14 protein-coding genes and 2 tRNA genes are annotated in these 15,467 nt (G+C 61.1%); 1 reads left to right on the forward strand and 15 read right to left on the reverse strand.

All coding sequences use genetic code 11. The features are described 5' to 3' along the window. Positions 1–18: 18 nt before the first annotated feature. The 9 genes from rimP to rlmE all read right to left on the reverse strand — a co-directional run bounded on the left by rimP (position 19) and on the right by rlmE (position 7,067). Positions 19–477 carry a ribosome maturation factor RimP gene (gene rimP / locus CAY82_RS00205; RefSeq protein WP_003249960.1) on the reverse strand — a complete coding sequence of 153 codons (459 nt, stop codon included), beginning with the start codon at positions 475–477 and terminating at the stop codon, positions 19–21. Positions 478–607: 130 nt separating this feature from the next. Further along, positions 608–684 (reverse strand) — tRNA-Met (locus tag CAY82_RS00210). 100 nt (positions 685–784) lie between these two features. Then, positions 785–870: transfer RNA gene (locus CAY82_RS00215), tRNA-Leu, on the reverse strand. A gap of 21 nt (positions 871–891) precedes the next feature. Beyond that, positions 892–1,290, reverse strand: a complete 399-nt coding sequence (secG, locus tag CAY82_RS00220; RefSeq protein ID WP_087499440.1) for a preprotein translocase subunit SecG — start codon at positions 1,288–1,290, stop codon at positions 892–894. A gap of 4 nt (positions 1,291–1,294) precedes the next feature. Further along, complete coding sequence (tpiA, locus tag CAY82_RS00225; RefSeq protein ID WP_063911791.1) at positions 1,295–2,050, reverse strand: triose-phosphate isomerase; 756 nt, start codon at positions 2,048–2,050, stop codon at positions 1,295–1,297. A gap of 65 nt (positions 2,051–2,115) precedes the next feature. Further along, complete coding sequence (glmM, locus tag CAY82_RS00230; protein WP_087499441.1) at positions 2,116–3,456, reverse strand: phosphoglucosamine mutase; 1,341 nt, start codon at positions 3,454–3,456, stop codon at positions 2,116–2,118. 16 nt (positions 3,457–3,472) lie between these two features. Beyond that, a complete protein-coding gene (gene folP / locus CAY82_RS00235) occupies positions 3,473–4,324 on the reverse strand; it encodes a dihydropteroate synthase (RefSeq protein ID WP_087499442.1) in 852 nt (283 codons plus the stop codon). An 8-nt stretch (positions 4,325–4,332) separates the two neighbouring features. Beyond that, complete coding sequence (gene ftsH / locus CAY82_RS00240; protein ID WP_015271861.1) at positions 4,333–6,237, reverse strand: ATP-dependent zinc metalloprotease FtsH; 1,905 nt, start codon at positions 6,235–6,237, stop codon at positions 4,333–4,335. 203 nt (positions 6,238–6,440) lie between these two features. Beyond that, positions 6,441–7,067, reverse strand: coding sequence for a 23S rRNA (uridine(2552)-2'-O)-methyltransferase RlmE (rlmE, locus tag CAY82_RS00245; RefSeq protein ID WP_087499443.1), 627 nt, complete (start codon positions 7,065–7,067; stop codon positions 6,441–6,443). 102 nt (positions 7,068–7,169) lie between these two features. Here rlmE and yhbY point away from each other — a divergent pair, with 102 nt between their 5' ends. Beyond that, positions 7,170–7,478 carry a ribosome assembly RNA-binding protein YhbY gene (yhbY, locus tag CAY82_RS00250; RefSeq protein ID WP_003249945.1) on the forward strand — a complete coding sequence of 103 codons (309 nt, stop codon included), beginning with the start codon at positions 7,170–7,172 and terminating at the stop codon, positions 7,476–7,478. Positions 7,479–7,642: 164 nt separating this feature from the next. Here yhbY and CAY82_RS00255 read toward each other — a convergent pair whose 3' ends face one another. From CAY82_RS00255 to dnaJ, 6 genes are all read right to left on the reverse strand, one after another. Next, entirely contained in the window at positions 7,643–8,083 is a 441-nt protein-coding gene (locus CAY82_RS00255; RefSeq protein ID WP_087499444.1) for an MFS transporter, read from the reverse strand. Then, entirely contained in the window at positions 8,061–8,543 is a 483-nt protein-coding gene (gene greA / locus CAY82_RS00260; RefSeq protein WP_170931002.1) for a transcription elongation factor GreA, read from the reverse strand. Before greA ends, CAY82_RS00255 begins: the two co-directional genes overlap by 23 nt. Next, the gene (gene carB / locus CAY82_RS00265; protein ID WP_063911794.1) at positions 8,540–11,761 is read right to left on the reverse strand and encodes a carbamoyl-phosphate synthase large subunit; all 3,222 of its coding nucleotides are present in this window, start codon (positions 11,759–11,761) and stop codon (positions 8,540–8,542) included. Before carB ends, greA begins: the two co-directional genes overlap by 4 nt. A gap of 105 nt (positions 11,762–11,866) precedes the next feature. After that, positions 11,867–13,003: a glutamine-hydrolyzing carbamoyl-phosphate synthase small subunit gene (gene carA / locus CAY82_RS00270; protein WP_025340706.1), complete on the reverse strand. Its 1,137-nt coding sequence runs from the start codon at positions 13,001–13,003 to the stop codon at positions 11,867–11,869. 326 nt (positions 13,004–13,329) lie between these two features. Continuing rightward, positions 13,330–14,136, reverse strand: coding sequence for a 4-hydroxy-tetrahydrodipicolinate reductase (gene dapB, locus CAY82_RS00275; protein ID WP_087499445.1), 807 nt, complete (start codon positions 14,134–14,136; stop codon positions 13,330–13,332). 13 nt (positions 14,137–14,149) lie between these two features. After that, positions 14,150–15,274 carry a molecular chaperone DnaJ gene (gene dnaJ / locus CAY82_RS00280; RefSeq protein WP_087499446.1) on the reverse strand — a complete coding sequence of 375 codons (1,125 nt, stop codon included), beginning with the start codon at positions 15,272–15,274 and terminating at the stop codon, positions 14,150–14,152. Positions 15,275–15,467 lie beyond the last annotated feature (193 nt).

Genomic DNA, 15,467 nt, shown 5'->3' on the forward strand with positions numbered 1-15,467 from the left:
CGCCGGGCCCGGCACGTCTCAGTCAAAACTGGGAATAATATTGGCCTTGTCGATCGAGTCGATCGGCAACAGGAACTCTTGATTGTCCACCTGGACCACCACATCCTGCTCCTCCACACCGCGGAGAAGGCCCTGGAAGTTACGACGACCCTCGAAGGGTGAGCGCAGCTTGATCTTCACTTGTTCGCCGGCATGCGAGGCAAACTGTTCCAGAGTGAACAGTGGGCGATCCATGCCTGGAGAAGACACCTCGAGGGTGTATTCACTGCTGATCGGATCTTCCACATCGAGGATCGCGCTGGCCTGACGGCTGACCGCTTCGCAGTCGTCCACCAGAATACCGCCTTCCTTGTCGATGTAGATGCGCAGTACCGAATGCTTACCCTGGGAAACGTATTCGATCCCCCAGCACTGATAGCCCAGACCCTCGACAACCGGGGCCAACAAGGCCTGCAACTGTTCTAGCTTGCTCGACACCTGAACCCCCTCGTGCATGCTGTGCAAATAAAAAATGGGCGAAGCGCCCATCCCTGAAAGCGCCGTTGGACAACGACGCCGAAAACTGTTCGGTTAGCAAAAAGCCCCTGAAAAGGGGCTCCGCTGAAGCTGGTTGCGGGGGCTGGATTTGAACCAACGACCTTCGGGTTATGAGCCCGACGAGCTACCAAGCTGCTCCACCCCGCGACAAAGCTGGGGCGAAAGTATAAGACCGAACCCTCTTGAGGGTCAAATCCGAACCTTCACCTGCAAGAAAGCCCGCTAAAGCGGGCTCTCAAGCTTTAATTGGTACCGAGAAGGGGACTCGAACCCCTACACCCTATGGGCACAACCACCTCAAGGTTGCGTGTCTACCAATTCCACCACCTCGGCAATACTACTACTTGAAACCCGTTACTTCTGCTCTTGTGCCGGAGGAGGTACATCACCCGTATTAGGAGTGGTTTCGCTCTTCTGCTGCTGGAGCACCGGTACATCATCATTAACTGCCGGTTTCTGCGGCTCTTTCACTTCTAGCGCTGCTGGATCTGGAAGACCTGCTTGGCTAAGCTGGTGAGCTTGTTGCTTCGCGAAGTATCCTAACCCAAGTGCTGTCAAAAAGAAAGTGGCAGCGAGTATAGCAGTTAATTTACTTAGGAACGTTGCAGAGCCCTGGCTCCCGAACACGGTATTTGAAGCACCCGCGCCGAAAGATGCACCTGCTTCCGCACCCTTACCCTGTTGCAACAGAACCAGCACTACAAGCGACAGCGCTGCCAACAGATGAAAAACAACGACGACTGTTTCCAGCATTTGTTCAGTTTCCTGCGGCGCGACAAATTGCACCGAATTCGTCTGCGTTCAGGGAAGCCCCACCAATGAGCCCCCCATCGATATCCGGCATGCCGAACAGTTCGGCCGCATTGGCCGCCTTCACGCTGCCGCCGTAGAGCAACTGCACCTTCGCAGCCACTTCAGCATCTTCTGCCGCCAGCTGGCCGCGGATGGCTGCGTGCACATCCTGGGCCTGCTGTGGCGTGGCCGTAAGGCCGGTGCCGATGGCCCATACAGGCTCATAGGCAATTACTGCATTGGCAAAAGCCTTAACACCGAATGCTTCGATGATACTGCTTAGTTGACGCCCGACAACTTCGAGCGTTTTGCCAGCCTCGCGCTCTTCAAGGGTTTCCCCGATGCAAAGCACTGGCTTCAAACCTTTGGCCTGGGCCGCTGCAAACTTGCGATTGAGCACTTCGTCGGTTTCACCAATGATCTGGCGACGCTCCGAATGACCAATCAACACCAACTTGCAACCTGCTTCAACCAGCTGTTCCGGAGCAACTTCTCCGGTCAGCGCACCCTGTTCGGGTTGTACTGCAGAATTCTGTGCGCCGACAGTAATTCCCTTACCTGCCAGGCCATCGATCACTTGATTGATGAACAAGGCCGGTGGAAACACAGCGACTTCCACTCCGCTCGGCAAGGCCAGATTTCTCAAGCCTTCGGTCAGCTCAGCGACGCTAGCGCGGGTACCGTGCATCTTCCAGTTACCAGCTACCATAGGGCGACGCATGCTTTACCTCGTCGGTCAAAGTGGGCGCAGATAGTACCCAACCCTATCTGCGCTGGCAAGCGCCTTCAGGCACAAACTTCGCCGACCAGTTTGGCCAGCGCTTCTGCGTGCGCACGCACCTGGCTTTCGTCCTCGCCCTCGACCATTACCCGCACCAACGGTTCGGTACCGGACTTGCGCAGCAGCACGCGGCCGCGACCAGCCAACGCCTCGGTCACCTTGGCACTGGCTTCCTTGACCGACGGGTGCTCCAGCGGGTCGACCTTGCTGGCACCGTAGCGCACGTTGATCAGCACCTGCGGGCACTTGCGCAGGGCCTGACGGGCCTGGGCCAGGGTTTCGCCACGGCGCTTGAGCGCCATCAGCACCTGCAGCGCAGCGATGATCGCGTCACCCGTGGTGGTGTGGTTGCAGCACACGACATGACCGGAGTTTTCACCACCGACCAGCCACTCACGCTCCAGCAGCTCGGCCATGACATAACGGTCGCCGACCTTGGCCCGCACGAACGGGATATCCAGGTCCTTCAGCGCAAGCTCCAGGCCCAGGTTGCTCATCAGCGTGCCCACTACACCACCCTGCAGCTTGCCACGGTCCTGCAGGTCGCGTGCGATGATGAACAGCAGCTCGTCACCATCGACGATGGCACCGGTATGGTCGACCATCAGCACACGGTCGCCGTCACCGTCGAAAGCGATGCCCAGGTCGGCATGGCCCACCAGTACGGCGGCCTGCAGCGATTCGATATGGGTCGAGCCGCAGCCTTCATTGATGTTCAGGCCGTCGGGCTGAGCGTGCAGCACGGTCACTTCGGCACCCAACTCGCGGAACACACTTGGCGCAACCTTGTAGGTGGCACCATGGGCGCAATCGACAACCAGCTTGAGGCCGTCGAAGCTGGTGCTGGTCGGCACGCTGCTCTTACAGAACTCGATGTAGCGGCCAGCGGCATCGTTAATGCGAGAAACCTTGCCCAGCTTGCTCGACTCGACAACGGTCATCGGCTGGTCGAGCAACTCCTCGATCATCAGCTCGACTTCGTCCGGCAGCTTGGTCCCCTGACCCGAGAAGAACTTGATGCCGTTGTCATCGTGCGGGTTGTGCGAGGCACTGATGACGATGCCAGCTTCGGCGTGGAAGGTACGGGTCAGATAGGCGATAGCCGGCGTCGGCATCGGCCCTAGCAGCATCACATCGGCACCCGCCGCGGACAGGCCGGCTTCGAGTGCGGACTCGAACATGTACCCGGAAATGCGCGTGTCCTTGCCCACCAGCACCCGGCAGTGGCCTTGCTTGCGGAAGGCCATGCCGGCCGCCCAGCCAAGCTTCAGCATGAAGTCAGGCGTGATCGGGTATTCGCCGACGCGGCCACGAATGCCGTCGGTACCAAAGTATTTTCTGCTCATAGGGACTCCAATGTTCTTATTCGGCGTTTTGCACCGCAGCGATCATGCGCACCACATCAACGGTTTCGGCCACGTCATGGACACGAAGGATGCTCGCCCCCTTGGTCATGGCCAACGCCGCCAGCGCAAGGCTGCCGTACAAACGCTCGCCGACCGGACGTTCCAGCGTCAGGCCGATCATGCTCTTTCGTGAAACACCCACCAACAGCGGGCGCCCCAGGCGATAGAGCGCTTCCATGTGCTTGAACAGGCTCAGGTTGTGCGCCAGCGTCTTGGCGAAACCGAAGCCCGGATCAAGGATGATTCTGTTCGCGTCGATGCCCGCCGCAGCGCAGGCGGTCATACGCTGTTCAAGATAACGCGTAACGTCGGCGGTCACATCTTCGTAATGTGGATCGTCCTGCATGTTACCCGGCTCGCCACGCATGTGCATGAGGCACACCGGCAAGCCGGTATCCGCGACGGCGTCCAGAGCACCATCGCGCTCCAGGGCACGCACGTCGTTGATCAGCCCGGCACCTAGGCGGGCCGATTCACGCATGACCGCCGGCGTGGAGGTATCGACCGAGATAACCACGTCGAGGCGGCTGTTGATCGCCTCGACCATGGGTGCTACCCGCTCCAGCTCCTCGGTCACCGATACCGCGCGCGCACCCGGCCGCGTGGACTCGCCGCCGATGTCGATCAGCGTGGCACCTGCGGCAACCATCGCCTCGGCATGACGCAACGCCTCGTCGCGCTGGTTGAAACGCCCACCATCGGAGAAGGAATCAGGGGTGATATTGAGAATACCCATGACATGGGTACGCGACAAATCAAGAACCCGGTTGCCGCAAGGCAACCGGGTCGGGTACTGCACTGAGCTCATAGATGGCCTTAGTGTTGAGCCGCTGGACCGCCGATCGGCGATTCTGGGCGATCACCTTGGGCGGCAGGCTTGCCCGAAGCGGAGTCATCATCCCAGTCGCGCGGTTCGCGAGGAGTACGGCCGGCCATGATATCGTCAATCTGCTCGGCGTCGATGGTCTCGTACTTCATCAGCGCTTCGGCCATGGCATCGAGCTTGTCGCGGTTGTCGGTGAGCAGCTGCTTGGCCGTGGCGTAGCACTGGTCGATGATGCTGCGCACTTCCGAGTCGATCAGCTTGGCGGTTTCGCCGGAAACGCTGGCGTGCTGGCTGGCAGCACTGCGGCCCAGGAACACCTCGCCTTCTTCCTCGGCATACATCAGCGGGCCGAGTTTTTCGGAAAGACCCCACTTGGTCACCATGTTACGGGCAATCTGGCTGGCACGCATGATGTCGTTGGACGCGCCGGTAGTGACGCCGTCGAAGCCCAAGGTCATTTCCTCGGCAATACGGCCACCGTACAGCGAGCAAATCTGGCTGATCAGTGCGCGCTTGGACAGGCTGTAGCGATCTTCTTCCGGCAGGAACATGGTCACGCCCAGGGCACGACCGCGCGGAATGATCGAAACCTTGTAGACCGGATCGTGTTCAGGCACCAGGCGACCGACAATAGCGTGGCCAGCCTCGTGGTAGGCGGTGTTCTGCTTTTCTTTCTCGGACATGACCATGGTCTTGCGCTCTGCGCCCATCATGATCTTGTCCTTGGCCAGTTCGAACTCTTTCATTTCGACCAGGCGTTTGTTGGCGCGCGCGGCAAACAGCGAAGCCTCGTTGACCAGGTTGGCCAGGTCTGCACCGGAGAAGCCGGGGGTACCACGGGCGATGACCGCCGGATTGACGTTCTCGCCGACCGGCACCTTGCGCATGTGCACCTTGAGGATCTGCTCGCGACCACGAATGTCCGGCAGGCCGACCACCACCTGGCGGTCGAAGCGGCCGGGGCGCAGCAGCGCCGGGTCGAGCACGTCCGGGCGGTTGGTAGCGGCGATGACGATGATGCCATCGTTCATCTCGAAACCGTCCATCTCCACCAGCAACTGGTTGAGGGTTTGCTCACGCTCATCGTGACCGCCGCCCATGCCGGCGCCACGATGGCGACCAACGGCGTCGATCTCGTCGATGAAGATGATGCACGGGGCGTGCTTCTTGGCCTGTTCGAACATGTCGCGCACACGGCTGGCACCGACACCGACAAACATTTCCACGAAGTCCGAACCGGAAATGGTGAAGAACGGCACCTTCGCCTCGCCGGCGATGGCCTTGGCCAGCAGGGTCTTACCGGTACCGGGCGGGCCGACCATCAGCACGCCACGCGGAATACGACCACCCAGGCGCTGGAACTTGCCCGGGTCGCGCAGGAACTCGACCAGCTCGCCGACCTCTTCCTTGGCTTCGTCGCAGCCTGCAACGTCGGCCAGGGTGGTCTTGACCTGGTCTTCGGACAGCAGGCGCGCCTTGCTCTTGCCGAAGCTCATCGGCCCGCCCTTGCCGCCCGCACCGCCCTGCATCTGGCGCATGAAGAACATGAACACGGCAATGATCACCAGGATCGGGAAACTGGCCACCAGCAGCTGGGTCCAGATGCTCTGCTGCTCAGGCTGCTTGCCTTCGATGATGACGTGGTTGTCGACCAGGTCGCCGATCAGGCCGTTGTCGGTAATGGCCGGGCGCACGGTCTTGAAGTTGTCGCCGTCGGCGCGCTTGCCGGTAATGATGTAGCCGTCGACGGTCACACGCTCGACCTTGCCATCCTTGACCTGCTGGATGAAGTCGGAATAGTTGAGGGTCTGCGGCTCGTTAGGGCTGGAGAAGTTGTTCATCACCGTCACCAGGACAGCTGCGATGATCAACCACAGGATCAGATTCTTTGCCATGTCGTTCAATTCGCTACCCTCTGAGGTCGGCGCACGACGCAGCCGTTCCTCGCATGATATTCATCGCCCTAACTTACTACATTACCTACGCAGCCGCAGGCACCGTCTGTAACCCTTTGTGAAAGCTAGACTACACGAAGTTCGGACGATCCTGACGCAGCGGCCGATTGGAAATAACTATCGGCCACCCCGCTTCACGCCTTTCATGCCCCTTTGAACCCCCTGCCCAGCAGGTACTGCTCGCGGGAACGGTCACGTGACGACGACGGTTTGCGCATCTGTACCTTGTCGAACTTGCTGCGCACGTCCTTGAGGTACACGTCAAAACCTTCGCCCTGGAAAATCTTGATCAGGAAGTCGCCGCCGGGCTTTAGCACGCGGGTTGCCAGATCGAGGGCCAGCTCGCAAAGGAACATGGCCCGCGGCATGTCCACCGCAGGCGTACCACTCATATTGGGGGCCATGTCGGAAATCACAAGGTCTACGTGCGAATCGCCGACGGCATCGAGAATGCGCTGCAGCACTTCATCATCGGTGAAATCGCCCTGGATGAAGGTCACATCGGGAATCGAGTCCATCTCCAGGATGTCGGACGCGATCAAGCGGCCCTGGCCACCAATCAGACGACTGGTCACCTGCGACCAGCCACCAGGAGCGGCGCCGAGGTCGATCACGCTCATGCCTGGGCGGATCAGCCGGTCCTTTTCCTGGATCTCCAGCAGTTTGTAGCTCGCACGCGAGCGGTAGCCATCCTTTTGCGCTTGTTTCACAAAAGGATCGTTGAAATGCTCTCGCAGCCAGTTGGCGCTGCTTTTGGAACGTTGTACCACGGGGCACCTCGATGATATGCGTCGTGATTGACTGGGCGGAGCCGGTGGCCCTCGGGTAAAATGCCGGTCAATTTTACAGAATCAGACGGAAAGGGTCAGATTATGCCGCTCAATAACGAGCAGAAGAAGCAATACAAGTCCATTGGTCATGACCTGAAGCCGGTCCTGATCGTTGCTGGCAACGGTTTGAATGAGGGCGTCATCGCCGAACTGGAGCGCGCCCTGGTCGACCATGAACTGATCAAGGTCGAGATTCGCTCGGAAGACCGCGAAGAGCGTGCCGAGACCATTGCCGAACTGTGCAAGGCCGGCCGTGCCGAACTGGTGCAGACCATCGGCAAGAAAGCCCTGATCTACCGCAAGAACCCACAGCCGAACAAGCAGCTGTCCAACATCCACCGTTACAAGTAACGGCTGGGTGCCCGGACCGACGGGCTACCTGTAGGAGCGGCCTTGTGTCGCGATGGGCTGCGAAGCAGCCCCCGGATATCAGCTTTTGCGCAGATACTGCAGGGGGCTGCTTCGCAGCCCATCGCGACACAAGGCCGCTCCTACAAGGACCGTGACAGCCTAGGCTAGCGGCGCGCCTTGACCGGGACCGGCTGGGCCACCAGCACGATGCCGGAAAAGCCCAACACCAGGAAACAGAGCAACTGCCAGCGCTCGCCCACGGAAATACCGTAGCGCAAGGTGTAATACCCCACGCAGGCACCGAACCCGAGCAACAGCATCTGGCCACGGAACTGCCGCCACCAGGCCGCCAGGCCATCCACCCTCGCCAGCACTGCCAGCTGAGTCAACAAGCCAAGCAACGCCACGCCGATCAGCCAACGGTCGATCTGCCCGGCGATATCCTGCACAAGCAGCGGCGCCAGGCCACTGACCTTGAGCGCAGGCACCAGCCCAACGTGAAACACCCACAAGCCTCCGACCCAGAAAACCTGGGCCAGCTGCCAGAGGATCCCTTCGAGGGATGGCGCCCGCAGGTGCCGGTCAGATGTGCTTGACTTCGACAATCTCGTACTCGACCGTGCCGTTTGGCGTCTTGACGACGACGGTATCACCTTCTTCCTTGCCGATGATGGCACGAGCGATCGGCGCGCTGTTGGACAGCTTGCCCTTTTTCACGTCGGCCTCGTCCTCGCCAACGATCTGGTAGGTCACCTGTTCACCGGTCTCGGTGTTTTCCAGGTCCACAGTGGTGCCGAAGATGACCTTGCCGGTATGGGCAATGGTGGTCACGTCGATCACCACCGAGTTCTGCAGGCGGCCTTCGATATCACGGATACGCGCCTCGACCATGCCCTGCTCCTCACGGGCAGCATGGTATTCGGCGTTTTCCTTGAGGTCGCCCAGTTCGCGCGCTTCGCCGATGGCCTGGCTCAGGCGCGGGCGCTCGGTCTTGCTCAGGAACAGGTGCTCCTCTTCCAGGGCGCGAGCGCCCTGGACGGTCATCGGGTACTTGGTAATGCTCATGCTTTCAGTCCTGCATGCAAATCCTGCAGGCGACGAACGGTCTTTTCCGGACCAAATTTCAGCGCCTCGCAGATGGCTTCACCGGCCGCAATGGTGGTGGTGCAGTAAATCTTGTGCTGCAGCGCATTGCGACGAATCGAGTAGGAATCGGCGATCGACTGGCGGCCTTCGGTGGTATTGATGATCAGCGACACTTCGTCGTTCTTGATCATGTCGACCACGTGCGGGCGACCTTCGGTCACCTTGTTCACACGGCGCACTTTCAGGCCAGCCGCTTCGATAACCTTGGCGGTGCCGGCAGTTGCAACCACTTCGAAGCCCAGGGCGATCAGGTCGCGGGCCACGCCAGCCACTTGCGGCTTGTCGTCGTCACGCACGCTGATGAACGCGGTACCGCCGGTCGGCAGCACTTCGCTGGCCCCCATCTGGGCCTTGGCGAAGGCTTCACCGAAGCTGTCACCGACACCCATGACTTCACCGGTCGATTTCATCTCAGGGCCGAGGATCGGGTCAACCCCCGGGAACTTGGCGAACGGGAAGACGGCTTCCTTGACGCTGTAGAAGTTCGGGATGATTTCCTGGGTGAAGCCCAGCTCTTTCAGGGTTTTGCCAGCCATGACGCGGGCCGCGATCATCGCCAGGGAGGTGCCGATGCACTTGGACACGAACGGCACGGTACGCGAGGCACGCGGGTTGACTTCGATCACGTAGATCTTGTCGCCCTGCAGGGCCAGCTGCACGTTCATCAGGCCGACCACGCCCAGCTCCAGGGCCATTTTCTTGACCTGTACGCGGACTTCGTCCTGCACTTCCTTGCTCAGCGAGTAAGGAGGCAGCGAGCACGCCGAGTCACCGGAGTGAACGCCGGCCTGTTCGATGTGCTGCATGATCGCGCCAATCACTACATCAGTGCCGTCGCACACCGCATCCACATCCATCTCGATGGCGCAGTTGAGGAAGTGGTCGAGCAGTACCGGGCTGTCGTTGGACACCTGCACGGCTTCACGCAAGTAACGCTTGAGCTCGTCCAGTTCGTAGACGATTTCCATGGCGCGGCCGCCCAGTACGTAGGACGGGCGCACTACCAGCGGGTAGCCGATGCCGCCAGCAGCGCTGATGGCTTCTTCTTCGCTGCGCACGGTAGCGTTTGGCGGCTGCAGCAGGTTCAGGCGCTGAACCATCTGCTGGAAGCGCTCACGGTCTTCGGCGCGGTCGATGGCGTCCGGGCTGGTACCGATGATCGGTACGCCGGCTTCTTCCAGGGCGCGGGCCAGTTTCAGCGGAGTCTGGCCGCCGTAGTGGACGATCACGCCTTTTGGCTTCTCGACGCGGCACACTTCCAGCACGTCTTCCAGGGTCAGCGGCTCGAAGTACAGGCGGTCGGAGGTGTCGTAGTCGGTGGAGACGGTTTCCGGGTTGCAGTTGACCATGATGGTCTCGTAACCGTCTTCACGCAGCGCCAGTGCGGCGTGTACGCAGCAATAGTCGAACTCGATACCCTGGCCGATACGGTTAGGGCCGCCACCCAGGATCATGATCTTGTCGCGGGTCGACGGGTTGGCCTCGCACTCTTCCTCGTAGGTGGAGTACAGGTAGGCGGTGTCGGTGGCGAACTCGGCTGCGCAGGTGTCGACGCGCTTGTACACCGGGAACACTTCCAGCTTGTGGCGGTGGCGGCGCAGGTTCTTGTCGGTGATACCCAGCAGCTTGGCTAGGCGCTGGTCAGAGAAGCCCTTGCGCTTGAGGCGCAGCATGTAGTCCTTGTCGATCGACGACAGGGCCAGGGTCTTGACCTTCTCTTCCTCTTTGATCAGGTCTTCCATCTGCACCAGGAACCACATGTCGATGCCGGTCAGGTCGAAGATCTGCTCGCAGGTCATGCCGGCGCGCATGGCGTCAGCCACGTACCAGATACGCTCGGCGCCCGGTACGGTCAGCTCGCGCTTGAGGATGCTGTTAGCTTCAGGGCTGGCCAGGTCGACTTTCGGGTCGAGGCCACAGGCGCCGACTTCCAGGCCGCGCAGGGCTTTCTGCAGCGACTCCTGGAAGGTACGGCCGATGGCCATGACTTCACCCACGGATTTCATCTGGGTGGTCAGGCGGGCGTCGGCTTTCGGGAATTTCTCGAAGGCGAAGCGTGGCAGCTTGGTGACGACGTAGTCGATCGAGGGCTCGAAGGACGCCGGGGTGCGGCCGCCAGTGATGTCGTTCTGCAGCTCGTCGAGGGTGTAGCCGACAGCCAGCTTGGCAGCGATCTTGGCGATCGGGAAGCCGGTGGCCTTGGAGGCCAGCGCCGAGGAACGCGAAACACGCGGGTTCATCTCGATCACGACCATGCGGCCAGTGTTCGGGCAGATACCGAACTGCACGTTGGAACCGCCGGTTTCCACACCAATTTCACGCAGCACCGCCAGCGAGGCGTTGCGCATGATCTGGTATTCCTTGTCGGTCAGGGTCTGTGCCGGGGCAACGGTGATCGAGTCACCGGTGTGAACACCCATCGGGTCGAAGTTCTCGATCGAGCAGACGATGATGCAGTTGTCCTTCTTGTCGCGGACCACCTCCATCTCGTATTCCTTCCAGCCGATCAGCGATTCGTCGATCAGCAGCTCCTTGGTCGGCGACAAGTCCAGACCACGGGCGCAGATTTCTTCGAACTCTTCACGGTTGTAGGCGATGCCACCACCGGTGCCGCCCATGGTGAACGACGGACGGATGATGCACGGGAAGCCCAGGCGCTCGAGGACGGCGTTGGCTTCTTCCATGCTATGGGCGATACCGGAACGCGGGCACTCCAGGCCGATGTCCTTCATCGCCTTGTCGAAGCGCGAGCGGTCTTCGGCCTTGTCGATGGTGTCGGCGTTTGCACCGATCATTTCCACGCCGAACTTTTCCAGAACGCCATGGCGCTCCAGGTCCAGGGCGCAGTTCAGTGCGGTCTGGCCACCCATGGTCGGCAGCAGCGCGTCCGGGCGCTCCTTCTCGATGATCTTGGCCACCGACTGCCACTTGATCGGCTCGATGTAGGTGGCGTCGGCCATGGCCGGGTCGGTCATGATGGTGGCTGGGTTGGAGTTCACCAGGATGACGCGGAAACCTTCCTCGCGCAGGGCTTTGCAGGCCTGGGCGCCGGAGTAGTCGAATTCGCAGGCCTGGCCGATCACGATCGGGCCAGCGCCGAGAATCAGGATGCTTTTGATGTCTGTACGTTTTGGCATGGTTGTCACTCAAATCCGGGGTCAGTCGGCAAGCCGCTTTGAACAATCTGGGTCAGGCGCTTCCGGGCGCGGCGCAAGCCGGCCCGGGGCCTTGAAGCAGGATGCTCAGCGGCGCTTGGCCATGGCATCGATGAAACGATCGAACAGTGGCGCGACGTCGGTCGGGCCTGGGCTCGCTTCAGGGTGGCCCTGGAAGCTGAACGCGCTCTTGTCGGTACGCTCGATACCCTGCAGGGTGCCGTCAAACAGCGACTTGTGGATCGCGCGAACGTTGCCCGGCAGGGTGGCCTCGTCAACGGCAAAGCCGTGGTTCTGGCTGGTGATCATGACCACACCGGTGTCCAGATCCTGGACCGGGTGGTTGGCACCGTGGTGGCCGTGACCCATTTTCACGGTCTTGGCGCCAGAAGCCAGGGCCAGCAGCTGGTGGCCGAGGCAGATGCCGAATACCGGGATCTCGGTCTCGAGGATGTCCTTGATCGCCTGGATGGCGTAGTCGCACGGCTCGGGGTCACCAGGGCCGTTGGACAGGAACACGCCGTCAGGATTGAGCGCCAGCACTTCGCTGGCCGGGGTCTGGGCCGGCACCACGGTCACGCGGCAGCCACGGGCAACCAACATGCGCAGGATGTTCAGCTTGACGCCGTAGTCGAAGGCGACCACGTGGTATGGCAGGTCAGCGGCTTCGATGGTCGGGTGGCTGTCGGTCTTCAGTTCCCACACGCTGGAGCGCCACTCGTAGCGTTCCTTGGTGGAAACGACCTTGGCCAGGTCCATGCCCTTCAGACCCGGGAAGGCGCGGGCAGCGGCGATGGCGGCCTCTTCGCTGATGTTGTCACCGGCGAGGATGCAACCGTTCTGAGCGCCTTTTTCACGCAGGATCCGGGTCAGGCGACGGGTGTCGATGCCGGCGATGGCGACGACGTTGTTGGCCTTGAGGTACTCAGGCAGCGACTGGGTGTTACGCCAGTTGCTGGCCAGCAGCGGCAGGTCGCGGATGACCAGGCCCGCGGACCAGACACGGTTCGACTCGGCGTCTTCCGGCGTGGTGCCGGTGTTGCCGATGTGCGGGTAGGTCAGGGTAACGATTTGCTGCGCGTAGGAAGGGTCTGTAAGGATTTCCTGGTAGCCGGTCATAGCGGTGTTGAATACCACCTCACCAACGGTTTGACCGTCGGCACCGATAGCTTCACCGCGGAAAATACTGCCGTCGGCAAGGGCGAGTATGGCTGGCTTTGTCAAGAAGACCTCCCGTAAATCAAGCATGAAAGGGCGATCGCAGGTTGCAAAAAAGCGGAGTGACGTATGGACACGTCACCCCGCTTTCATGTGCTGAATTCAATTCGCTGCGCGCTTTTAGTGGACACACTAAAGCTGTAGCTTACAGAAAAGTGCGTTTTCGGTCTACCGCAGATGTGCCTCTAAAACACATCAATGCGACAGGCTGACATCTGTGGCTGCTTCTTCGCGGGTAAACCCGCTTCCACAGGGATCGCGCCAGGCCTGAGGGCAACGCTGCACCTGTGGGAGCGGGCTTACCCGCGAGAAGCCAGCACCGCCCTATCTGCTTAACGCAGCTCGAGCACATCCTGCATGTCATACAGGCCAGGCTCGCGCCCGTCCAGCCACAGCGCCGCTCGCACGGCACCCTTGGCAAAGGTCATGCGGCTGGAGGCCTTATGGGTGATCTCCACGCGCTCGCCTTCGGCGGCGAACAGCACGGTGTGATCACCCACCACATCACCGGCGCGCACGGTGGCGAAGCCGATGGTCTGACGCTCACGTGCACCGGTCTGCCCTTCACGGCCATACACGGCCACTTCCTGCAGATTACGACCCAGCGCCTGGGCAACCACTTCACCCATACGCAGCGCAGTGCCCGACGGCGCATCGACCTTGTGCCGGTGGTGCGCCTCGATAATTTCAATATCCACATCGTCACCCAGCACACGCGCCGCGGTATCCAGCAGCTTCAGGCACAGGTTGACGCCAACACTGAAGTTGGCGGCGAAGACAATCGGGATCTCCTTGCCGGCTTCGACCAGTTGCTGCTTCTCTTCCGGAGTGAAGCCAGTGGTGCCGATGACCATGGCCTTGCCCGCCTTGCGGCAGAACGCCAGGTTCTTCAGGGTCACCGAAGGGTGGGTGAAGTCGATCAGCACGTCGAACTCGTCAACTACCTTGGCCAGGTCGTCGGAAATCGGCACACCGATACGCCCCAAGGCCGCCAGCTCACCGGCATCAGCCCCCACCAGCGTGCTGTCCGGGCGATGGATCGCCGCCGTCAGGCCCGCCTGGGGGGCCTGTTGCTGCACGGCCTCGACGAGGGTCTTGCCCATCCGCCCTGCCGCGCCCATCACTGCAATACGTCGCATAGCCAATTCCTTGTCAGAGATCGCCGAAGAAGCGCTTCACACCATCGAACCAGCCACTGGCCTTGGGCGAGTGGGAGCTATCGCCTTCAAGCGAATCTCGCAGCTCTTCGAGCAGTTCACGCTGGCGGCGGCTGAGGTTGACAGGGGTTTCTACCGCCACGCGGCACAGCAGGTCACCAGCACCACCACCGCGCACCGGGGCAACCCCCTTGCCGCGCAGGCGGAACTGCTTGCCAGTCTGGGTACCTTCCGGGATCTTCAGCTTCACCCGACCGTCGAGGGTCGGCACTTCCAGCTCGCCACCCAGGGCGGCATCGGTATAGCTGATCGGCACTTCGCAGTACAGGTGCTTGCCATCACGCTGGAAGATCTCGTGCTCACGCACGCTGATCACCACAAACAGGTCGCCAGTCGGGCCACCATGGGTACCGGCCTCGCCCTCGCCCGACAGGCGGATGCGGTCGCCGGTATCGACACCCGCCGGCACCTTGACCGACAGCGTCTTGTATTCCTCGACACGGCCTTCGCCGTGGCAGGAGGTGCAGGGATCGGTAATGATCTTGCCCTGGCCATGGCAGCGCGGGCAGGTTTGCTGCACCGAGAAGAAGCCCTGCTGCATGCGCACCTGGCCGATACCACCACAAGTCGGGCAGGTGGACGGGGTCGACCCCTTCTTGGCACCAGAGCCATCGCAAGGCTGGCAGTTGACCAGGGTGGGCACACGGATGCTGACCGTAGTGCCACGCACCGCCTCTTCCAGGTTCAGCTCTAGGGTGTAGCGCAGGTCGCTACCACGCTGGGCGCCGCCACGCGAGCCGCCGCGAGCGCCACCGAAGAAGTCGCTGAACACATCGCCGAAGATGTCGGAGAAGTTGGCACCGCCGAAACCGGCACCACCGCCACCCATGCTCGGGTCCACACCCGCATGACCGTACTGATCGAACGCAGCACGCTTGCTGGCGTCAGACAGCACTTCGTAGGCCTCGTTGGCCTCCTTGAACTTGTCTTCCGACTCTTTGTCGCCTGGGTTGCGGTCCGGGTGGTACTTCATCGCCAGGCGACGGTAAGCCTTCTTGAGGTCTGATTCGCTGGCGCCGCGCTCGACACCCAGTACCTCATAATAATCACGCTTGGACATAGGTCATTTGCACCTTGTTGGGCGTCTGGCATCTGCGCCGCGCCATCAGCATCTGCCTTTCGCCCACAAGGCCCCTGACAGATGCTGTAAAAATTCTCGAATTCCAGATACGCCAACGCGGGAGCAAGCCCCCGCGCGGTGACATCCTACCAGCTCACCGCCAAACGGCGGTGAACCGGCCGACAACATGCAG

It is taken from the genome of Pseudomonas sp. SID14000 (genome assembly GCF_002165135.1).
Lineage (GTDB): Bacteria > Pseudomonadota > Gammaproteobacteria > Pseudomonadales > Pseudomonadaceae > Aquipseudomonas.